The 21,405-nt window shown below is 38.4% G+C and carries 18 protein-coding genes; 15 read left to right on the top strand and 3 right to left on the bottom strand.

Annotated elements, in window-relative coordinates:
• Nucleotides 1-14 precede the first annotated feature (14 nt).
• The 3 genes from CCK98_RS06025 (at nucleotide 15) to CCK98_RS06035 (ending at nucleotide 2,981) form a co-directional block, all read left to right on the top strand.
• Entirely contained in the window at nucleotides 15-461 is a 447-nt protein-coding gene (locus CCK98_RS06025) for a threonine/serine exporter family protein (protein WP_088085749.1), read from the top strand.
• A gap of 181 nt (nucleotides 462-642) precedes the next feature.
• Entirely contained in the window at nucleotides 643-1,392 is a 750-nt protein-coding gene (locus CCK98_RS06030) for a C39 family peptidase (RefSeq protein ID WP_088085750.1), read from the top strand.
• Between the two features lie 560 nt (nucleotides 1,393-1,952).
• The gene (locus tag CCK98_RS06035) at nucleotides 1,953-2,981 is read left to right on the top strand and encodes a TrkA family potassium uptake protein (RefSeq protein WP_088085751.1); all 1,029 of its coding nucleotides are present in this window, start codon (nucleotides 1,953-1,955) and stop codon (nucleotides 2,979-2,981) included.
• 150 nt (nucleotides 2,982-3,131) lie between these two features.
• Here the strand turns inward: CCK98_RS06035 and CCK98_RS06040 are convergent, their stop codons facing one another.
• The 3 genes from CCK98_RS06040 to CCK98_RS06050 are packed head-to-tail and all read right to left on the bottom strand — an operon-like array spanning nucleotide 3,132 to nucleotide 5,064.
• A complete protein-coding gene (locus tag CCK98_RS06040) occupies nucleotides 3,132-3,518 on the bottom strand; it encodes a DUF350 domain-containing protein (protein WP_088085752.1) in 387 nt (128 codons plus the stop codon).
• Nucleotides 3,515-4,750 (bottom strand): glutathionylspermidine synthase family protein, encoded by a 1,236-nt coding sequence (locus CCK98_RS06045; protein ID WP_088085753.1) that lies wholly within the window; start codon nucleotides 4,748-4,750, stop codon nucleotides 3,515-3,517. The genes CCK98_RS06040 and CCK98_RS06045 overlap by 4 nt, the downstream gene beginning before the upstream one ends.
• A gap of 2 nt (nucleotides 4,751-4,752) precedes the next feature.
• Nucleotides 4,753-5,064: a hypothetical protein gene (locus CCK98_RS06050; protein WP_088085754.1), complete on the bottom strand. Its 312-nt coding sequence runs from the start codon at nucleotides 5,062-5,064 to the stop codon at nucleotides 4,753-4,755.
• A 97-nt stretch (nucleotides 5,065-5,161) separates the two neighbouring features.
• On the opposite strand from CCK98_RS06050, the gene CCK98_RS06055 reads away from it, so the two are divergent.
• The 12 genes from CCK98_RS06055 to CCK98_RS06110 all read left to right on the top strand — a co-directional run bounded on the left by CCK98_RS06055 (nucleotide 5,162) and on the right by CCK98_RS06110 (nucleotide 21,398).
• Nucleotides 5,162-5,614 (top strand): hypothetical protein, encoded by a 453-nt coding sequence (locus tag CCK98_RS06055; RefSeq protein WP_088085755.1) that lies wholly within the window; start codon nucleotides 5,162-5,164, stop codon nucleotides 5,612-5,614.
• Nucleotides 5,615-5,767: 153 nt separating this feature from the next.
• Entirely contained in the window at nucleotides 5,768-7,039 is a 1,272-nt protein-coding gene (locus CCK98_RS06060) for an ATP-binding protein (protein WP_088085756.1), read from the top strand.
• 87 nt (nucleotides 7,040-7,126) lie between these two features.
• Nucleotides 7,127-8,905: a sensor histidine kinase gene (locus CCK98_RS06065; RefSeq protein WP_088085757.1), complete on the top strand. Its 1,779-nt coding sequence runs from the start codon at nucleotides 7,127-7,129 to the stop codon at nucleotides 8,903-8,905.
• On the top strand, nucleotides 8,880-9,626 hold the full coding sequence (locus CCK98_RS06070; protein ID WP_088090321.1) for a LytTR family DNA-binding domain-containing protein: 747 nt from the start codon (nucleotides 8,880-8,882) through the stop codon (nucleotides 9,624-9,626). Before CCK98_RS06065 ends, CCK98_RS06070 begins: the two co-directional genes overlap by 26 nt.
• Before the next feature lie 141 nt (nucleotides 9,627-9,767).
• On the top strand, nucleotides 9,768-11,561 hold the full coding sequence (cstA, locus tag CCK98_RS06075) for a carbon starvation protein CstA (RefSeq protein ID WP_088085758.1): 1,794 nt from the start codon (nucleotides 9,768-9,770) through the stop codon (nucleotides 11,559-11,561).
• A gap of 322 nt (nucleotides 11,562-11,883) precedes the next feature.
• Nucleotides 11,884-13,299 carry an amino acid permease gene (locus tag CCK98_RS06080; RefSeq protein ID WP_088085759.1) on the top strand — a complete coding sequence of 472 codons (1,416 nt, stop codon included), beginning with the start codon at nucleotides 11,884-11,886 and terminating at the stop codon, nucleotides 13,297-13,299.
• A gap of 187 nt (nucleotides 13,300-13,486) precedes the next feature.
• Entirely contained in the window at nucleotides 13,487-14,734 is a 1,248-nt protein-coding gene (locus tag CCK98_RS06085) for an ATP-binding protein (RefSeq protein ID WP_088085760.1), read from the top strand.
• A 196-nt stretch (nucleotides 14,735-14,930) separates the two neighbouring features.
• On the top strand, nucleotides 14,931-16,094 hold the full coding sequence (locus CCK98_RS06090; protein ID WP_088085761.1) for an HD-GYP domain-containing protein: 1,164 nt from the start codon (nucleotides 14,931-14,933) through the stop codon (nucleotides 16,092-16,094).
• Between the two features lie 142 nt (nucleotides 16,095-16,236).
• Entirely contained in the window at nucleotides 16,237-17,418 is a 1,182-nt protein-coding gene (locus CCK98_RS06095; protein ID WP_088085762.1) for a hypothetical protein, read from the top strand.
• Nucleotides 17,419-17,578: 160 nt separating this feature from the next.
• Nucleotides 17,579-18,661: a hypothetical protein gene (locus CCK98_RS06100; RefSeq protein ID WP_088085763.1), complete on the top strand. Its 1,083-nt coding sequence runs from the start codon at nucleotides 17,579-17,581 to the stop codon at nucleotides 18,659-18,661.
• Nucleotides 18,648-20,837: a molybdopterin oxidoreductase family protein gene (locus CCK98_RS06105; RefSeq protein ID WP_088085764.1), complete on the top strand. Its 2,190-nt coding sequence runs from the start codon at nucleotides 18,648-18,650 to the stop codon at nucleotides 20,835-20,837. Before CCK98_RS06100 ends, CCK98_RS06105 begins: the two co-directional genes overlap by 14 nt.
• Nucleotides 20,838-21,398, top strand: coding sequence for a 4Fe-4S dicluster domain-containing protein (locus CCK98_RS06110; protein WP_088085765.1), 561 nt, complete (start codon nucleotides 20,838-20,840; stop codon nucleotides 21,396-21,398).
• Nucleotides 21,399-21,405 lie beyond the last annotated feature (7 nt).

Raw genomic sequence — 21,405 nt, forward strand, 5'->3', positions numbered from 1 at the left:
GAGGTGTATTTATTGTGGCTGTTCTTGCTCAGGCATTAACAAGCTTAATTGCAACAGGTGCCTTTGGAATTCTATTTAATGCACCGAAAGAATCCTTAGTGAAGTGCGGACTGATAGGAATGGGTGGCTGGTTAATTTATTTCCAGCTAGAAGACTACTCAAATAACGCCATTTTAGCAACATTAGCTGCGACCATTTTTATTGCTGTCATCAGTCAACAATTAGCAAAGTTCTATAAAACGCCAGTGATTATTTTTAGTGTAGCTGGAATTATTCCGCTTGTGCCTGGAGGCCTGGCATATGATGCGATGCGGAATTTTGTTGAGAACGATTATAATTCAGCGATAGCATTAGCGGCAAAAGTCCTCATGCTGGCAGGATCCATCGCCTTTGGATTAGTTTTTTCAGAAGTAATCAATCAAATAATTCGAAAAATTAACCATAATAAGGTACGAATTTAACCTATTCCCTTTAGTGCAAACTACTAAAGGGACTTTTTTTAAGGAAAACTTAAGCTTTAAAGATTATCATTAATTTGAAAATTCTTTCCATTATTGTTTTTTAGTAAGGTGATATAGTAGTATATTACTATTACCAATTGTCAGTCAACAAAGTCTATTACAAGGAATGGTACATTCATATATGAAAAAAATACTAATTGCAATTCTAGTTGTCTTACTATTATTTATTAGTGCTAAAACGATTTTAGCTGTAAAGTTTGATCGTCAAGAAGCGATACAAGTCACCGAAGCCGCTCCATTAAAAACCCGGATAGTGGCACTTCTCGCAAAAGAGGCACCGAGTATTCCAGATAGTATCATCCTAGATGTACCATTAATAAATCAAATGGACCAACCCATACTTTACAACGGCTGTGAGGTAACAAGCCTTGCGATGATTCTTAATTATCACGGTGTAAAAGTGACTAAAAATGAGTTAGCAGAAAAAATTAAAACAGTTCCGTTAAACTATAGTAACGGTAAAAAGGGTAATCCGAATGCCGGATTTGTCGGCGATATGGCACATGGACCAGGACTAGGAGTTTATAACGGTCCCGTATTAGAACTTGCCCAAAAATATGTCGGTGATAAAGCAGTTAATTTAACAAATCATTCGTTTGATGATGTATTAGAAAAAGTAGGTCAAGGACTTCCTGTTTGGGTCATTACCACGTCCAGTTTTGCTCCAGTTTCTGTTTTTCAAACGTGGAACACCCCGCAAGGACAAATCAAAATTACCTTTAGTGAACATAGTGTAGCGATTACAGGTTACGATGAGAATTATATTTATATTAACAATCCTTACGGTGAAAAGAATCAGAAATTAAATCGCGCCAGTTTTATTAAAGCTTGGGAGCAGATGGGTAAACAAGCGATTGTTATCGAAAAATAAAATGAAAAGGGCCTGATACCGATTCAGGCCTTTTGTTTTGGACTTTTTGGAAGTAAAGTTAGTAAATATGTTCTAAAATGGGCGAAGGCAGAGGAATGAAATATCCCTCTGCCTTCTTAGTTTTATTCATTTAATGAATACGTATCGTAACTTGTGATTGGTTGTACTTCTTGTTAGCAATCGCAAGGTAAAAACTTATATAATAATCATTGTTTATAAAAACAAGTTTGCCGCGGTTATTTTTCCACCTGAAGGTTTTATACCTAAACGACGTAAGCCCTACCTCTCTTACATCCTAACGGCTCCGAAGCCGATCCAGTGTGAATAAGTTTTAATTTTAAAACATAAGCAGAATGCCAGAAAAATTCTTACTTTGCGTTATCTTATCTTTTACAAGTTACAATTAAATGTGAAGCACAAATACTAATATTACAGGACTGGTGCCTATTTGTCAACAATAATAATAAAACTATTTTCTTTAGAGGAATAACCAAAGATATAGCAGAAATATAAATTCTATAAACTCTTATAAAGGGGAATGAGAGAATGGAGGTTTATCCATGATACTTTTTCGAAGGTTGTTTCTTACGGCAGCTAAGTATCGGTATCGTACGGTGCTGTTATTTACGACATTTTATATTTTTATAAACGCTGAGGTTATGAGAATACTAGAGCCTAAAACATTTGAAAATACTTTCCATGCTATTTGGTGGATTCTTACCACGATGACCACGGTTGGCTACGGGGACGTGTATCCGACGACACTGTTGGGGAGAGTTTGGGCGATGGTCATTGTCTATACTGCAGGTATCGGGCTTTTTGGTACGGTTATAGGGATGATCGTCGATGCCGTGTCACGCTACAAACGGATGAAGGAGGAAGGAAGAATGTCTTTTAAAGGAGAAAATCATTACGTTATTATCGGCTGGACTGCCAAAAGCAAAAACACGATAAAAGAGCTGTTTATTGGAGATGATAAAACAGAAATCGTACTAATTGATGAATTAGAGAAGACACCATATGAACATGAGCGGTTTTTATATATCCAGGGGAGCCCCACAGATGAAGAAACATTGAAAAGAGCAAAAATTGAAAGATCAAAAGCAGTTTTGCTCTTTGCCCCAGATGGGATCGACAACCCAGATTTAGCGGATGGTAAAACGCTTTTAACCGCTTCCTCCATCGAGCGCTATGATGAAGGTACGGAAAAAAATATTTATACGATTGCAGAAATTCTAAATGAAAAGCATGTCGGCAATTTTAAACATGTCAAAATTGATGAATTTATCCTTTCTCATGAATCGGTGTCCAACCTGATGGCAAAATCGGCGCAGGCAAAAGGGGCAAGTCATCTTTTTACTCAGTTATTAAGCCGAAAGGATGGAGACGGGGGCAGTGATTTATGGGAAGTTGAAGTTAAGTCCGACTGGAAAACATACGGAGATGCGTACGAGCACCTAAAGCAAAAAGGGGCCCAGCTCATTGCGGACCGGAGTGATTTAAATATATTGAAAAAGTGGAATGAACCTCTATCGAAAGAGGCTCGATTGTTCGTGATATGCGATAAGAATACATATAAATCACTATAAAAAACGCATCTCGAGATGCGTTTTTTTCAATCTAGCTCCAGCGCCTAGGGGCTTGGGGTCATAAGCCAATCCGTCCTGAAGGTTAAAAAGCAACCTTCACGCCGGCTCGTCTTATGCCTGTCGCCCCTGTGCAAGGCGCTTGCGCTTTTTTTAATATGTTAAACACCCAGCAATGACGATGCCGATGGAAACCGAAAGCAGCATTAGAAAAAGGCCGACTGCCTGGTTATCCTCCTCGATGCTTTGACTGACGTTAAAACGAGGTGTAAGCCATTCGGCCAGGTAAAAAACCACAATTTGAGCCACAATTCCGATTGCACCCCATATGGCCATATCCGTAAGAGAAATAGAATTGGCAGCAGTAGAATACAAAACAATGGCAAGGCCTAGAAGCCTTCCCCCAAGGACATAGCTTGCTGCCTTATTTCCTTTTGCCATTAAAGAGAACTCTTTGACCTTTGTTGTTACTTCCATAAGAAACAGTCCTACGAATAAAAGACCAAGTGAAACTGCTAAATATAATAAGAAATTCGTCATTTCCATTCCCCCTTGTTTTTTAAACCTACTGGTAAGAAATAAGATTCGTTGCCAGTGATTTTTCCACCTGCCCGAATGCCGATACCTCCGGCCTTTCCGGCAATGAGAAAAGATCCGAATACTAATAAAAGTACCTCGATTCCCTTTTCTGTTTCCAATGAAACAGTAGGGAGAGGGACGTACTGTTGAAATACCGAAACTTCCTCTTTATAGGTTTGAAAGGAATTTTGAGCGGTAATATTGGAGTGTTGATCCCAAATTGTCACCGTATCTCCTTCTCTGCCGAAGGATGGTTTTTGAACATAGTCAAGCTGTCCCTTAAATGCATCTGCTTCAAGATAGGTAGGCAGCATATATTTCATAATCCATCCTTGCTCTTCTTTTGTATAAAATGCTCCCTGTTCTGCTAATCCCCAAATTAAACATTGAATGGATTTCGGCTGCAACAAAAAGGCTGAGACAGGATTTAAAATAGAGAGTTGGCCTTCTTTGACTAGTTGCAATAATTCGATTCCAACCGGGTCACCTGTTATAGGATCCCGATCGTCAACCAAATGTTCAAGAGGATAGGTTTGGCGGTACAACACATCAATAGGTATACCCTCATCGTCGACAAGAGTACCGTCTATAATCCGGAGAGTGGACAATGGAACGATCCGATTTTTAACCTGACATAACTTGCTTAAATATTTAATGGTATTCCAGTCTTCGATATGATCAGAGTGGGCTGTGAACACAATATTAGCCTTCCTTTTTCCTTTTGATGCTTCGATTACTGCGCGTGTAATACCGGAAGAAAGCAGGCGTTCCCCTCCTTCATTTGGATCCAAATAACCAAACTCTGAACAAACCATTCCGTTCATATGAAAACATTCCACAATAAAAGTCGGTGTATCACTATTGAATTCAATTAATTTGAATCCATCCTCGGTTAACACAAAATCGAACCGAGCGATAATGGTTTCAGGGGAGAAGTTTTTCAACCTTAAAAATGGAAGACTTACAGGTGGATACCCAAGTTCAAGGAGTTGTTCATCAGTAAGACTCCGTAACAGGCGGGCGGTTTTGAAAAAAATGTGACCCATGCGTTCTGTTGCTTCTTTTAAAAGGCAGGATGTATGTTCCGTTATCGAATAAACTTGGTAAAGACTATATTCGCTCTCGTATAAATCTGACCAAAAGGTTGGGAATTGCGAATAAAACACCTTTCGATTCGTAGAATAATTCGACATTTCTAACCTCCAAATCCACCCTTTGAACCACTGCCGAATCCTCCTTTAAAGCTTGAAGAGGATTTGTATGACTTGTAAGAGGAGGATTTCAAAAGTGATGATTTATTTCGATAATAGCTTCCCCCGTAAAAAAAATGACCATAATGTGACGAGTGGGTATCATCACATTGCCATACCCCTTGGTCATCATCCCAGTCCCAGTCTCGGCACCTGCTGTCATCGGGCTTTGGGGGGCGGTCGTCTGAACAGGCAGAAAGTGTTCCGGCTATGAGGGAAGTGATAACACCAGTCACTAACCATTGGGTTTTCTTCACTGTTTCACGCTCCTTATTGAATGTATATATTAATTATAAAAGTAAACCTAAGGAAAACAATGGTAAAATAAAAGAAAAAATGAAAGAGGGATGAAATTTGAGGTTGGAATATCGATTGGATGATGAATATCAAAAGTTTCCTGCCCTTTGGAGCTATTTAGATTTAACTGTTAGTGAGGCAGTAGCAAGAATGACATGTGAATACTTCGTCAAAGAATCTGAAACGTATGTGGTAACGGCCACAGCCATAGATCCAGACGGGACGGCTGTCCTTTACGTGAAAAAAGAAAAGCCATCCTATGACGACATAATTGAAGAACAGTATTCCCATATTGGTTTTGAAGTTAGAGAGCTTCAGAGAAACAGGTCCGACCTGATCGAGAAAAAAGATGTTTGGAATCATGAAGAAGTTTTGGTTGTCCTTCACTCCGATATTATTTACATTCAGAGAGACGGAAGGTTTCTAGAATTCGCCCTTGATTCAAGGGAAATTGACGAAGACCGAAAATGTTATGTTTATTATGGGAGTTTCACTGGGAAAACTCGATAGATGTGAATAGCACACAATAACGTGTGCTATTTTACTAGTAGGGTACGGAAGGAAAGTACACTAAAAAAGAAAAAACCTGTGATTTTATAAAGGAAAAAGACGATTTTTGTCGTATTTTTAGGGATATAGATGTATTGTCCTGGAGGAATAACGATGCTTGTAGAAAAACTTCTTTTGAATGTATTAATTTCATTAGCACCTGTCCTACTTTTTAGCATACTAATTGAAAATAAGCGCAAAATTAATTATCCAGTCTTATGTGGTTTGCTTCAAAGCATTGCTGCACTTACTTGTATGATTTTTTCGTATTCGAACTATGGATTAAATTGGGACCTCCGCTATGTTCCTCTTATACTAGCCTTTCTTTACGCAGGTCCAGTTGCGGGAGGGATGGTTGTAACGACCCTGCTTGGCGCACGCATCTTAATGGGGGGCGAAACAGTTGTTTTTGGCTTAGTAAATACTCTTTTAACGGCTCTTGTCCCGTTCCTCTTAAACAAAAGGTTTTTTAGTTATACCCCAAATAAAAGGTTAGTTCTCACAACTTTATTATGTGGATGGTCCCTGCTCCTTTGTTATATTTCGCTTACCACGTTTCGCTATTTTGAGGGGAATTTCTTAAAACTAGATTTTAATATTCCTGACCTCCTCCTTGTTGCCCTCATTCAAACAGGGGCAATTGCCCTAGAGGCAAAGCTTGTTGAGGGGATTATCGAACGAAGTCGAATGCAGAAAGAGATTCAGCGGGCTGAAAAGCTAAATACACTAGGGGAAATTGCGGCATCCATTGCTCATGAGGTTCGAAATCCATTAACTGTGGTGAAGGGATTCCTTCAATTGATGCAGCAGGATGAAAAGGGGAAAAATTATCAATATCTTTCACTTGTTTTGAGCGAATTAGGTAGGGCAGAGTCGATTATTAGTGATTATTTAAATTTTGCAAAGCCGAAATTTGAAAAAATAGAAGAGTTTCCTTTAAAAGAAGTCTTAGCAGAAGTTGTCATGCTTTTGGAGCCACTGGCTGCCAAACAAGGAGTGCGGCTTGAAAGCGAACTTGACTCAACCGGGTTCACACTCGTCACTGATCGAAACCAATTAAAACAGGCGCTGGTTAACCTAATTAAAAATGCAATTGAAGCAACCCCTGATGGTGGGAAAGTAACAATACATAACAATTCCGATAATAATAAAGCGTCTATATTAATTATGGATACTGGTAAGGGAATGACACCAGAGCAATTAGCACAGATTGGAACCTTGTTTTATACAACAAAAGATATGGGAACAGGGCTAGGTACATCCGTTTCCTTAAGAATTATTGAAACAATGAACGGAAAAGTCTTTTACAAGAGCAAGCCGGGAGTTGGGACGGAGGTAAGGATGGTCCTTCCTGGCAGTCAAAAAACAGCATTGGTAAATTTTTAATAAACAAGGCTCACCGATCCTAGGACACGGTTGGCTTGTTTTTTTGGTATAGTAGTAGGGAAAAGTAATGACGAAAGGTGAGATACCATGCTCGAATTATTGCCTCTCATGCTTGAACGTGTCGGTATTCTTATCATTGTAGCGTTTCTTCTCTCGAGGATGAAATCTTTCCGTCAAATCATTCATAACGAACATGGCATTAGAGCTAAGGTAGCTATGATTGCTATTTTCGGAACTTTCGGTGTTATCAGTAATTATACTGGTGTAGAGATTGGACATGGAACAATTACCTCCCAGGACTGGTTGACAAAAATGGACAGTGAAAGTGCGATCGCTAATACTAGAATTATGGGTGTAACGATAGGTGGTTTACTTGGCGGACCCGTTGTTGGAATTGGGGTCGGTTTAATTGCTGGTATACACCGATTGACCCTAGGTGGTTTTACAGCTGCTGCTTGTGCCCTGTCAACGATTATGGCTGGAGTTGTCACAGGAATCTTAAGTAAGCGATTTAAGATTCAAGAGTGGAATTCGCCTTGGAAGGCTGTTTTCATGGGGATATTAATGGAATGTGCCCAGATGGGGATTATTCTTTTACAAGCCAGACCATTTAATGAGGCTCTGCATCTTGTAGAGGTAATTGCTTTCCCGATGATTACGATTAATGGGTTTGGAACACTTCTTTTTGTTTTGATAATCCAGGAAATTCTGCAAGAACAAGAGCGGATGAGAGCACTTCAAACACATAAAGCCTTATACATCGCCAACCAGACTCTCCCTTTTTTTCGCCAAGGTTTAAATGTGGAATCTTGTACAAAAGCAGCGGAGATTATTCTCCATTGGACCAATGCGGATGCCATTTCGATTACAGATCAATCCCATGTTCTTGCCCATGTAGGCACAGGTTCTGACCATCATATTCCATCAGGAAACATGGCGACGGAATTAACGAAAAAGGTGCTGGAACAAGGGAAGATCACAATTGCAAAATCGGTTCATGAAATTCAATGTTTTAACCCAAACTGCCCTCTGAAAGCAGCCATTGTATTACCTTTACAGGTCCATGCAAAAACAGTGGGGACACTGAAGCTGTATTTCACTGAAACTAGTAAACTAGACCGGGTTGAACAAGAGTTGGCAGAAGGTTTAAGCAACCTATTTTCGGTCCAATTAGAAATGGCGGAGCTGGAAATGCAAAGAAGATTATTAAAAGATGCGGAGATAAAGGCTTTGCAAGCCCAAGTCCACCCACATTTCTTATTCAATGCTATTAATACGATTTCAAGTCTTATTCGAACAGATGCCGATAAAGCTAGGAGTCTATTAATCAAACTAAGTACCTTCTTCCGAAGTAATCTACAGGGAGCAAGGCAAATGTTAATACCGCTCGAAAAAGAACTCGAACATATTGAGGCTTACCTAACCATTGAGCAAGCACGCTTTCCAAACCGTTATCATGTTGAATTGGATATTTCACCACCGCTAGAAAGGGTACTAGTTCCGCCTTTTACATTGCAGCCGCTTGTTGAAAATGCAATTCGTTATGCTTTTCCGAAGGCGAAACATGGAACCGTAAAAGTCCGTGCCTTCCAGGAAGGGGAGAAAATGGTCCTTTTAACTGAAGATGATGGAAAGGGTATCTCAGCAGCGCTGCTTGGAACACTGGGAAACCAAACAGTGGATTCATCTGGAGGGACAGGAACAGCGCTCTGGAATATCAAAAAAAGGATTGAAGAAATTTATGGTCAAAATGCTTCTTTTCAAATTGAAAGTAGCCTTAATGAAGGAACGAAAGTATCGATTACACTACCGTTAACACAACAAAAGTGGGGTGAGGATGTTGTTAAAGGCTTTTATTGTGGATGATGAGCCGTTAGCTAGAGATGAGCTGACCTATCTTCTTAAACGAAGCAAACAGATTGAAATAGTAGGGGAATCTGATAGTGTAGAAGGCTCATTTGAAAAAATAAGCAATCTAGAACTTGATGTTATTTTTTTAGATATCCAGCTCGCTGATGAAAGTGGAATTGAAATTGCAGCTCATGTTAATAAACTTGATCACCCTCCATTAATTGTATTTGCGACAGCGTTTGATGAATATGCCCTTAAGGCTTTTGAATTAAATGCTGTTGATTACATCTTAAAACCTTTTGATGAAAAAAGAGTCTTTCAAACAATTGAGAAGCTTTATAAACTTATCGAATATAAAAAACAAGCTATTCCTTTTTCAATTCAGAAAAATAATTTTGTTAACGAAAGGTCTGAAAAGCTTGCGATAACAATTGATGAAAAAATTGTTATCGTAAACATAAGTGACATACTCTATATCGGTACAAATGAAGGGAAAACAGTTATTGCGACAGGGAACTCAAAGTACTCTGTCAGTGATACGCTAATCACTTTCGAAAGGAAGCTGCAGCATTCGTCGATCATTCGTGTCCACCGCGCTTATTTAGTTAATGTCGATGCCATTATTGAGATAGAGCCTTGGTTTAATTCTACCTACAACTTAATTATGAAGGATGGAGAAAAGGTTCCAGTAAGCAGAACCTATACAAAAGAGCTAAAACAGTTTCTTGGTTTTTAAGAAGCTGTTTTTTGCATTTCATTCTATTATTCTTGTTTTTCATCGTCTAATCCTTGCATTTTAGCTTGAAAACCCAATGTTGGCGTTTTCTTTCGTTAAAATAGAGACAAGTGAAGTATGAATATAGGAGGCTAGAATAATATGAATGCGGTTTCAGTTGTAATTGGTTCGATCTGTATTTTAATGATTGCTTATCGTTTATACGGAACATTCATGGCAGCAAAGGTTTTAAAATTAGATGATTCAAAGCAGACACCGGCACATGAATTAAACGATGGTAAGGACTATGTTCCAACCAATAAATGGGTAACATTTGGTCACCACTTTGCAGCAATCGCTGCGGCAGGCCCGCTTGTAGGTCCAATCCTTGCAGCGCAATTTGGTTACTTGCCTGGTCTACTCTGGCTGTTAATTGGGGCTGTTATTGGTGGAGCAGTTCATGATGCGGTGGTACTATTTGCATCGATGAGAAAAAAGGGAAAGTCCTTATCAGAAGTAGCGAAGGATGAACTTGGACCTGTTGCAGGTTTTTGTACGGGTCTTGCCATGTTGTTCATTATTACCATCACAATGGCAGGTCTTTCAATGGTTGTTCTTCATGCACTTGAACACAATCCATGGGGAACCTTCTCAGTGGGAATCACGATTCCAATTGCGATGTTTATTGGGATCGCTTATAAAAAAACCGGCAACTTGAAATTAACATCGACTATAGGTTTTATTCTCGTTATGGTCGGAGTGTTTGTTGGTCCGTCCATTCAAAATACGGTATTAGGTGATTGGCTGACATTAGATACAAAAACATTAGCTATTATACTACCAATTTACGCTTTCTTTGCAGCAGCGTTGCCAGTATGGCTTTTACTTGCACCACGTGATTACTTGAGCAGTTTTATGAAAATTGGCGTATTTATTGCACTTATCATTGGAGTATTCATTATCAATCCCGCAATTGAGATGCCTGCTTTCACAAAATTCACATCAGGCGGTGGACCGGTATTAGGTGGTCCTGTATGGCCATTTATCTCAATTACGATTGCCTGTGGAGCGATCTCCGGTTTCCATGCTTTCGTAGGTTCAGGTACGACTCCTAAAATGCTTGATCGTTGGTCTGATATAAAAGTGGTAGGTTTTGGCGCCATGCTTGTAGAATGTGTGGTTGGCATCATGGCATTGATTGCGGCAACAGCCCTTCAGCCTGCAGACTATTTTGCGATTAACTCAACACCTGAAGTCTTTAAAACACTTGGCATGCAAGTGCAGGAGCTACCGAAACTTGCCAATGAAATTGGCATTAATCTTGAAGGTAGAACCGGTGGTGCGGTGACATTAGCAGTAGGTATGACCTATATCTTCACAGCCATTCCATGGTTTGCAAAATTATCATCTTACTTCTTCCAGTTTGTTATTATGTTCGAAGCTGTATTTATCTTAACAGCCATTGACTCTGGAACACGAGTTGCTCGCTATTTAATCCAAGACTTTTTCGGTGAATTCTATAAGCCATTGAAGAAAACAGATTGGCTTCCGGGTTCTATTTTTGCCAGCGCATTAGCATGTTTTATGTGGGGTTACCTACTCTTCTCGGGTGATATTGGCTCCGTCTGGGCGCTGTTTGGTGTTTCTAATCAACTAATGGCATCCATCGGTCTAATTATCGGTGCAACAGTAATACTGAGCATTGCTGATAAACGTCGATATATGCTTACATGCTTGGTACCGCTGGCTTATCTCTTTGTAACTGTAAACTATGCGGGCTACTGGATGGTGAAAAATGTTTATCTAAATTCTGCAGCAGCAGGCTATAGTGTCTTAAATGGGGTTTTATCTATTATTATGTTAGCACTTGGTATGATTATTATGGTGACTGCTATTAGAAAATGGATCACTATGTGGAATTCACCGCGGATTAAGCTTGAAAGAAATGTAGCTTAAAAAAACGAAACAGATTACCTCGGATGTCAATTTCTTCGAGGAATCTGTTTTTTTGTTATTTAGGAAATGAATATTCATTAAAATGGAAATCATATATAATTATATCAGGATAGTAGAAACCTTTGAAAAAAGGTTTCTACTAATTAATAAAAGATTAAGGCAGGGCATTTCCATCACATGAATTTCCATGGAATAATATTCAAATAGTTTTATTTTTCAAAAAATATTGCTTTTTCGCTAAAATAATTATATTATTTCGATATACATTTTTAGCGAACTGTTTTTTCAGAACATTCCGCCATCATTTCGTGGAGGTAAACCAATGAATTTATTTAGAAAAAAATCAATAAATGATCTTATACAAGAAGCTGGGCAAAAAGATGTAAATTTAAAGAAAGATTTAGGTGCCTTTGATTTATCCATGCTTGGAATTGGAGCTATTATAGGTACTGGAATATTTGTATTAACTGGTGTTGCAGCAGCTGAACATGCAGGACCTGCACTTATTTTATCTTTTGTTTTATCTGGATTAGCGTGCGTATTTGCTGCCCTATGTTATGCGGAATTTGCATCCACTGTACCGGTTTCAGGGAGTGCGTATACGTATAGCTACGCTACCTTTGGTGAAATAATTGCTTGGATATTAGGCTGGGATTTAATCCTTGAATACGGGTTCGCATCATCTGCTGTTGCTAGTGGTTGGTCAGGGTATTTACAAGGGCTTCTAGCTGGCTTTGGTATTCATTTTCCTAAAGCAATCACAAGTGCATATGATCCAGCAAACGGCACATTTATCGATGTTCCGGCAATTCTTATTATAGTAATCATCACGTTGCTATTAACACAAGGTGTTAAAAAATCTGCTCGCTTTAACACAATTATGGTAATTATAAAGTTAGTCGTTGTTTTGTTATTTATCGGTGTGGGCGCTTGGTATGTAAAGCCTTCAAACTGGACGCCATTTATGCCGTTTGGATTTTCAGGTATTACTGCTGGAGCTGCAACGGTGTTCTTTGCTTATATTGGCTTTGATGCCGTCTCAACTGCAGCTGAAGAAGTGAAAAATCCACAAAAGAATATGCCAATTGGTATTATCGCATCTTTACTAGTATGTACGGTGTTATATATTATTGTCTCTGCCATTCTTACTGGAATCGTTCCTTACCAAGAGTTAGGCGTGAAAAACCCGGTTGCATTTGCACTTAATTATATCCATCAGGATTGGGTGGCTGGTTTTATTTCGCTTGGTGCGATTGCAGGTATTACAACAGTATTATTGGTTTTACTTTATGGACAATCTCGTTTATTTTATGCGATTAGCCGTGATGGCCTATTGCCAAAAGTATTTTCAAAAGTAGATAAGAACAAGCAGACACCAATGGTGAATTCATGGATTATTTGTTTGCTAGTATCGATTTTTGCAGGTTTAGTTCCATTAAACAAACTTGCAGAACTAACAAATATCGGAACACTCTTTGCCTTTATGACGGTTGCAGTGGGGATTTTATATCTTCGAAAAAATAAACAAGCACCTAAAACAGGCTTCCGGGTTCCATTTGTACCTTATATTCCAATTCTTGCTTTTGTGTTCTGTGGGTATTTAATTATTCAGTTACCAAAAACGACTTGGATTAGCTTCGGAGTTTGGCTTGTGATCGGACTATTCGTTTATTTCGGGTATGGACGTAAACATTCAACCTTGAATAAAACAGTGGATCAGTTGAAAAAAGTTAGCTAATTGGAACAAACAAGAAAGGGGCTTACTCTAGGTAAGTCCTTTTTTTGTTTGTTTGATTTTATCGAAAAATGTCGAAACTCATCGCTTTTACAAAAATAAAGTAATTTAAACATAAGAAAGATGATAAAATAGGAGCAGGTTTTTTATCTAATTTAATACAAGATGATCAGATTGAGGAGAAACAAACATGAAAGAAGGCATCAACAATACGAAGCTTTTATTTGAAGAGAGAAAGGCAATAACACTGTTTTTATGGTTATTTTACTTTATGTTTTATTCGTTTGATATTTTCTATAATTATATTAGACCTCACTTAAATGACCAGGAAAGTCAATTTGATACAGAGAGAGTTGGTCTAGGAATTTGGTTATATATATTAATCCTTGCTTTGTTGCCGTTTGCTATTTACTTTATTAAAAAGGGAAATCCTTACATTGTTAAATATATCTACATCATTAGCTATATCGGTATTGATATTTTGGACACCCTATTAGAAATTTTAGGAACGACAGCTTCTTATGCTTCAGGAAATATCGTGGAAGTATTATTTGTTCTATTTAGTCCTATTTTTGTAAATAAAAAATATTTCTGGGTTGTTTCGTTGGGGATGATAGGGAAGGAATTATTGTTAGGATTAATTTTACAAGATTTAAACGTATTAATTCCAACAGTTATCTATGTCATCTTATCAGTGATAGCCTATATTTTAGTGATACGCTTTAATTCCTATATTCAAACCTTGACAACCGTTTACGAAGAACTACGACAAAAAGAAAAGCTGGCTGTTATTGGTCAAATGGCTGCGGCAATCGGCCATGAAATACGGAATCCCCTATCATCATTAAAGGGCTTTACACAACTGCAGCAGGAACGGTACCCAAACACAAACGATTATTATCCCATTATGATACAGGAAATCGACCGGATTAATTCCATTGTTAATGATCTGATGTACATTGGAAAACCAAGAGTAATCAAATTTGAAAAGGCAAGTATTGAAGAAATAATTGCTTATACATTATCCATTACGCAACAACAGGCCGAAAGACAAGGAGTAATTGTTGAAACAATAATGGCTGGCCCCTTACCACCTCTTGATTGTGATGATAAACAATTAAAACAAGTATTTATTAATTTGATAAAAAATGCGATCGAAGCAATGCCTGAGGGCGGTAGGATAGAAATACGTGTTAAAGTATTAGAAAAACACACACTGTCCGTTTCAATTCAAGATGAGGGGTGTGGAATTGCTGATGAGAATATCCTAAATCTTGGAGAACCATTTTTTACTACAAAAACGGATGGAACAGGCTTAGGCTTAATGGTTACAGATCAAATAATTAAGGATCACAGGGGTGCGATGAAAATAAAAAGTATTATTGATAAAGGAACACGAGTAATTGTAACTTTACCGATATTACAAATAGATAAATAGTTCTACAATTATACAAAATTCATCAAAATAAAGTGTTTCACGGGTATTATCAATGATATATAATGTAGAGGAATACTGAACATTAGTAGATTTTGTAATATTCTTGTATAGATTGAAAAAAGTAAAAATATTTTATATTAGCATTTCTATGAGGATTTTATGGAAAGTACAATGGGATAGATACATGGAGGAGTTTATGTTACCTAATGAAGAAATAAGAACTGTTAAATGGTTTCTTTTATTTTTTTATATAATTCTTGTAGGTTATGATTTTTTTTATTACTATCTTTTCCCAGCCTTCATAGAACATGAAGAAGTGGGCCCGCCTAATAAATTTTTTTATTTAACTTATGTCCTTTTAATAATATTAATTCCAATAGCATATTATTTAAATAAGCGGAATAAGCAAGCTTCAATAAAATACGTATTTTTTACAAGCTATCTATTGGTTACTTTTATTGTGGATATCTTATCCTTCTATGGAAGGGGAGCGTCTTACAAAAGTGGGAATTTAATAGAAGTGTTTTTACTTTTATCACTACCTCTTTTCCTTAGTAGAAAATATTTTTGGCTAGTAAGTTTAGGTGTTACAGCAAGATATTTATTCGTTGGTATTATATTAAAGACTTCTTATGTAATAATCCCGATTATTTTAATAGCTGTACTGTCTATCATGGCATTTTTTTTATTAGTTCGTTTTCAGGGATACGTAAAAGCGATAAGTACTTCATACGACAAACAATTAGAAGGAATTGTAAAAGGTGTTATTGCTACTCTGGAGTTAAAGGATCCGTATACTAAGGGACATAGTGAAAGAGTAGCCAGTTATGCTTTGTTGTTAGCAAAGGAAATAGGTAAGCTTTCTAAAGATGAGCAAAAATCATTTTATTATGCATGTTTATTACATGATATAGGAAAAGTTCATATCCCTGACCGTATTCTAATGAAACCAGGGAAGCTGACAAACGATGAATTTGAAATAATAAAATCACATCCAGTTGTTGGTGCTGAAGCAGTTGATAATGTCGAGGGGATTAAAGGTAGTCTTTCTGTTATTCGTTCGCATCATGAACGTTGGGATGGTAAAGGGTATCCTGATCAATTAAAAGGAGAAGAAATCCCCTTCCTTGCTAGAGTGGCTGCAGTTGCAGATGCTTTTGATGCAATGACATCTTCTCGATCTTATCGAGCAGCAATGCCAGTTGAAGTAGCCTATCAACGCATCATTGACGGAAAAGGTTCCCAATTTGATCCCATTTTAGTGGAAGAATTCAAAAAGGTATATCCAGCATGGATTAAATTTCATGAAAAATATCCATGGTTAAAAGAATGGGAATTTCCTAAGGAGGTGGATTTATGAAAATCCGAAAGCTGAAAAAGGTAAAAACAACTTGCTGGTGGTGTCAATTTGTTCCTGGTTGGAAAGGTTAAAAAAAAAAGGATGCTAGCGAAAAGCTAAGCATCCTTTCTTAATGATAAAATATGAGATAAAGGGTGTTAATATGAACCTAACACTTCATTCGCGTCTTTTGTTGGTCCCAGTCAATATTCGCAAGGATAAAAAACATTATATCGTTGAAGATATTGTATTAGGCGAGTTTTATGAGATGCCGAGGGTTTGTATTGATGCAATCCATTTAATCAACAACGGTGGGTCGATAGAGGAAATTGAACGGGTGCTTAAAGATAAATATCCTATTGATGAAGTAGATATGCTCGATTTTGCCGAACAATTACTAATTATGGGCTTGATAGGTGAAGTTGATGGTGTAAAAGTTGAATTGAAGGAAAAGAAAAAGAAAGACTTAGGCCTTTTATGGATTTCACCAAAGATCGGGGAGTTTTTCTTTAATAAGGCTGCATACCTTGTTTATTTCACTTTATTGCTAGTTAATGTGTTTATCCTTCTATCCCATCCATGCTTATTTCCGCACTATAAGGATTTGTTTGTTTTTGATTTAATGATTTTGAATATCCCGACTTGGATGGGAATTACGATTATCCTTGTCTTTATTCATGAGTTTGGCCACATATTAGCGATGAGGGCTCAAAATCTTCCGACTAAGCTGGAGGTCGGGCATCGATTAATACTTGTTGTCCTTGAGACTGATATGTCATCGGTTTGGAAACTTCCTTCTAATAAGCGGAATGTTTTATTTCTGGCGGGCCTTTGCTTTGATACACTTATTCTTTCATGCGCATTAATTAGCCATCTAATTTTTGCAAATGGGTCAGAGATTTTCCTTGGTGTTATGAATGTAGTGGTCTTGGATACATTTATTCGAATGGTTTACCAAGGCTTCATTTATATGAAAACCGATTTATATTACTTCATTGAAAATGTATCGGGCTGCTATAACTTAATGGAAAATGCCCAGCAAGCGATAAGGAAGAAGCTTTCATTTCTCAACTCACCATCAATACAAGAGGTTGTTTTTGAGGGAGAAAAAAAGATAGTTTTTTTATATTCAATCTTTTATTTTGTCGGAGTCATCCTGACAGTTATCATATATACATTTTTTTATGTCCCCCAATTATTATTTGCATGGAAAAGAATTCTTCCTGGTTTTTCTCAAGGACCGTCCTCGCTTCCATTCTGGGATGCAATACTTTTTACCTTGCAAATACTAATTGGTTTATTGCTTCTTCTATATTCCTGGCGGAAAAAGTACACTCAAAGATAGATCTTAATACTAGATGTGACAAACATTTGTCTAAAATAATATTTCTAAGGGTTTTTTCCTTCCATGATAGGGGAACTCCCTGATATTTATAACACCACCGTTTTTCTTACAATAAGAGTAAGAAAAACGGTGGTGTTATTTTTTTAGGAGGGACTAGAGGATGCAATCAAATATTGCTACAAATAAAAAAACAGGAAGCTCGGTCAATGATGCCTTTGCTTCACATTTTGCTAAATCAATGTTTTTAACTATTGCCGGACTCGCTATTTTAACTTTTATTGGCACAAGAATGTTTACGCACGTTGACTTGAATCTTTATGGGTATATGGTCGGAACAATCGTCTTTATCGGCGGATTTTTCTACCGCTTTATTGCTTGGGGCGAGAGACCACCGACCAAGATTTTTATTAAAAAAGGCTTAAAGCTTTTATTTCGAAAAAGTACTCCGAAAACGGCTGTTAATCATTTAGCCATTTACGATTTTATCCGAAATCGCGGGATTTACCGATGGGTACAGCATATTTTAATCGGTTGGGGCTGTGTCCTTGCGTGCTTGGTGACCTTTCCGCTCGTATTCAGCTGGATGTATTTTACGATGGAAGACAATGGGTACTATACGATCGTGTTTTTTGGAATGAACGTCATGCAGGTTAAAGCCGAAGGAATTATTGCATGGCTCTCCTATAATGCACTGAATATCGCAGCTATCATGGTGACTGCGGGTGTGTGCATGGCGCTCTACCGTCGCTTAGGTAACATGCAGGCGAGAGCAGAACAAAAATTCATGTATGATTTTTTACCACTTTATCTATTGTTATTTATATCTGTAACCGGGCTTTTACTAACCTTTCAAAACATTGTCATGCATGGCTGGATGCAGCCGCAAATGTCACTGATTCACCAATTTTCCGTAATCGTCACGTTAATTTATCTACCGTTTGGAAAGCTAGCGCATATTCCATTCCGTCCAATGAGTGTATTCGCAAGAAATTACCGTGAACATTATGCTGAGCAGCAAATGAAGAAATGTAAGGTGTGCGGCGATCATTTTGTATCAGTGGAACAATCTAGTGATGTTATTCAAGTATTAGGCGCTAACGAGATCGACTTCAATATGCAAGATGGCTTTAATCTAGCTGAACTATGCCTGCCATGTCGCAGAAAATATAGAATTTCAAGATTCTCAGGCTTCGCAACTCATCAAGTAAAGGTCAAGGAGGCAAACCAGAATGCAAAAGGATAATTTTCGGAACCCAAGAGATAAATTTTTCAAAGAAGTCGAAAATGTTCGTCATCCGAATGAAACGCTTGTAAAAACTCATTGCAGTTATTGCGGGATGCAATGCGGGATGAATTTACGGGTAAATACAAAAACAAATAAAATAATTGGGGTGGAGCCTCGATATGACTGGCCAGTAACGGTCGGTAAAATGTGTCCCAAAGGGGTTACTGCTTACCAGCAAACCAACCATGATGATCGTATTTTAAAACCACTAATTCGTGATGATGCCTCACTAAAGGGAACAAAAGATGGCTTTCGTGAGGCAACCTGGGATGAAGCCTATGATTTAATCGTGAAAAAATTTCAAGAGCTTCAAAAAAGTTATGGTAAGGATTCGCTTAGTGTCTATAGCGGTGTATCGATGACAAACGAAAAATGTTATTTATCAGGAAAGTTTGCCCGTGTCGGCTTACAGACTCGTTACATTGATTACAACGGCCGATTCTGTATGGCAAGTGCCGCAGGTGGCTTTCTGAGATCCTTTGGAGTCGACCGAGGATCAACCCTGCCTTGGACAGATCTTCATGAAACGGATTGCTTGTTTATTGCAGGAAGCAATACAGCAGAATGTCACCCAACTTCGATGTTCCGTGTGTGGGCAGTCCAGGAAAGAGGAGGCTACTTAATTGTAGCAGACCCGCGTGAGACCCCCATTGCCAGGAGAGCCGATGTTCACTTAGATTTAAGACCTGGAACAGACTTAGCCCTTGCCAATGGAATTCTAAACTTACTTATTCAAAATGGCTATGCGGATGAAGAATTCGTAAATAACCATACAAATGGCTTTGAAGAAACAAAAGAATTGGTAAAAGAATTTACACCTGAATATACGAGTGAGCTTACTGGGGTTGCACCAGAAAAAATCATACGTGCAGCAGAAATCTACGGTAAAGCACCAAATGCCATTGTCATGTTTGCCCGAGGAATTGAGCAACAGCATAAAGGTGTTGATAACGTATCAGCATACACAAACATGGCCTTAGTCACAGGGAAAATTGGCCGCCCGAAAGCAGGAGTTGCTACATTTACTGGTCAAGGGAACGGTCAAGGCGGCCGGGAGCACGGTCAAAAAGCAGATGCCCTTCCTGGTTATCGTAAAATCACAAATCCAGAGCACGTGAAGGCAGTTGCCAAAGTGTGGGGAATTGAACCCGAAGAAATGCCAAAAGAGGGTGTATCTGCATACGAAATGTTCGAATTAATGGAGCAAAAAACAATTAGAGGTTTGTACCTGCTTTGCTCCAATCCAGCCGTATCGGCTCCAAATCTAAATTATGTACGTGAACAAATGAAAAATCTAGACTTTATGGTGTGTGCAGACTTTTACTTATCGGAATCAGCTGAGTTTGCGGATGTCATTCTTCCAACCACAACTTGGTCTGAAGACGAAGGAACAGTAACCAACCTTGAAGGACGTTGTATTAAAATTAACAAGGCACAAGAACCGCTGGGAGAATCGAAACCAGATTGGCAAATCCAAGTGGAATTATGTGAGCGTCTAGGCAGAGGAAAATACTTCTCACATTTAAAAACAGCAAGCGATGTTGGGGATGAATTCCGTTTAGCTTCTAAAGGCGGCTATGCCGACTACTATGGTATCACATGGGATAAAATCGAAAAGCAAGATGGTGTTTTTTGGCCATGTAAAGACGAAAATGATCCAGGAACACCCCACATGTTCTTAGATAAAAAGTTCTATCATCCAGATGGAAAGGCAAAAATCTGTGCCCTGCCCTATCGTCCACCGGCTGAAGAGCCTGATGAAGTATATCCATTACGCTTAACCACAGGACGTGTCGTCTACCATTATCTATCTGGAAACCAAACCCGCCGGATCCAATTCTTGCGCGATATGTGCCCAGAACCGTATGTAGAAGTACATCCAGAAACTGCTGCTAAATATAACATTGAACACGAAGAATTTGTTCGCCTCTTTACTCGTAGAGGTGAAGCGAAATATAAAGTGAAAATCACTGAAGCCATTCGAAAAGATACTGTATTTGTTCCTTACCATTTTGGTCACGATAAATCTATTAATCTATTAACGATTGCAGCGCTTGACCCTATGTCACGGATGCCGGAATTCAAAGCGTGTGCCGCTCAGATTGAAAAACTAGAAATGAAGAAGGTGCAGTAAATGAAAAAGAGGCTATATCTCGAACTTGAAAACTGTATAGGGTGCCGCTCGTGTTTGGCGGCTTGTACGCAGTGCGGAGGGCATGAGGAACGTAACCGTAACTATGTTTACGATGTGAATCCGCTTGTTAACCGTCAAACGATGCCTCTGATGTGCCTTCACTGTGTGAATCCAGCTTGTGCAAGAAGCTGTCCAGCCCAGGCGATCCAAATCCATGAAACAGGAGCCGTTCTTTCGGCTCTAGTGGAAAAGTGCATTGGCTGCCAAAACTGTACAATTGCTTGCCCGTATGGAATACCAAAGTTTGATACAGAGCAAAATTTAATGTACAAGTGCGATCTTTGTATCGACCGTACAAAGGATGGCATCCCGCCAATGTGTGCAAGTGTTTGCCCGTCAAATACATTACAATGGCTAACAGATGAAGAAATTGAAGCGAAACAAAAGAAATTTAACTTAGATAATGGTAAATGGGTAACAAGTATGCCTTATTTAGAAGGCGAAACAAATGTAAAAGTGAATCTTCCTGGTATTCTGCAGGGCGTCACTAAATTGTTTTAGGAGGGAT

Source organism: Bacillus sp. OV166, assembly GCF_900177675.1.
In the GTDB taxonomy this organism is placed as follows: domain Bacteria; phylum Bacillota; class Bacilli; order Bacillales; family Cytobacillaceae; genus Neobacillus.

Coding starts and splice junctions, on each gene's coding strand:
- CCK98_RS06030 (WP_088085750.1), top strand. CDS start 643: ATGAAAAAAATACTAATTGCAATTCTAGTTGTCTTACTATTATTTATT.
- CCK98_RS06035 (WP_088085751.1), top strand. CDS start 1,953: ATGATACTTTTTCGAAGGTTGTTTCTTACGGCAGCTAAGTATCGGTAT.
- CCK98_RS06040 (WP_088085752.1), bottom strand. CDS start 3,518: ATGACGAATTTCTTATTATATTTAGCAGTTTCACTTGGTCTTTTATTC.
- CCK98_RS06045 (WP_088085753.1), bottom strand. CDS start 4,750: ATGTCGAATTATTCTACGAATCGAAAGGTGTTTTATTCGCAATTCCCA.
- CCK98_RS06060 (WP_088085756.1), top strand. CDS start 5,768: ATGCTTGTAGAAAAACTTCTTTTGAATGTATTAATTTCATTAGCACCT.
- CCK98_RS06065 (WP_088085757.1), top strand. CDS start 7,127: ATGCTCGAATTATTGCCTCTCATGCTTGAACGTGTCGGTATTCTTATC.
- cstA (WP_088085758.1), top strand. CDS start 9,768: ATGAATGCGGTTTCAGTTGTAATTGGTTCGATCTGTATTTTAATGATT.
- CCK98_RS06080 (WP_088085759.1), top strand. CDS start 11,884: ATGAATTTATTTAGAAAAAAATCAATAAATGATCTTATACAAGAAGCT.
- CCK98_RS06085 (WP_088085760.1), top strand. CDS start 13,487: ATGAAAGAAGGCATCAACAATACGAAGCTTTTATTTGAAGAGAGAAAG.
- CCK98_RS06090 (WP_088085761.1), top strand. CDS start 14,931: ATGTTACCTAATGAAGAAATAAGAACTGTTAAATGGTTTCTTTTATTT.
- CCK98_RS06095 (WP_088085762.1), top strand. CDS start 16,237: ATGAACCTAACACTTCATTCGCGTCTTTTGTTGGTCCCAGTCAATATT.
- CCK98_RS06100 (WP_088085763.1), top strand. CDS start 17,579: ATGCAATCAAATATTGCTACAAATAAAAAAACAGGAAGCTCGGTCAAT.
- CCK98_RS06105 (WP_088085764.1), top strand. CDS start 18,648: ATGCAAAAGGATAATTTTCGGAACCCAAGAGATAAATTTTTCAAAGAA.
- CCK98_RS06110 (WP_088085765.1), top strand. CDS start 20,838: ATGAAAAAGAGGCTATATCTCGAACTTGAAAACTGTATAGGGTGCCGC.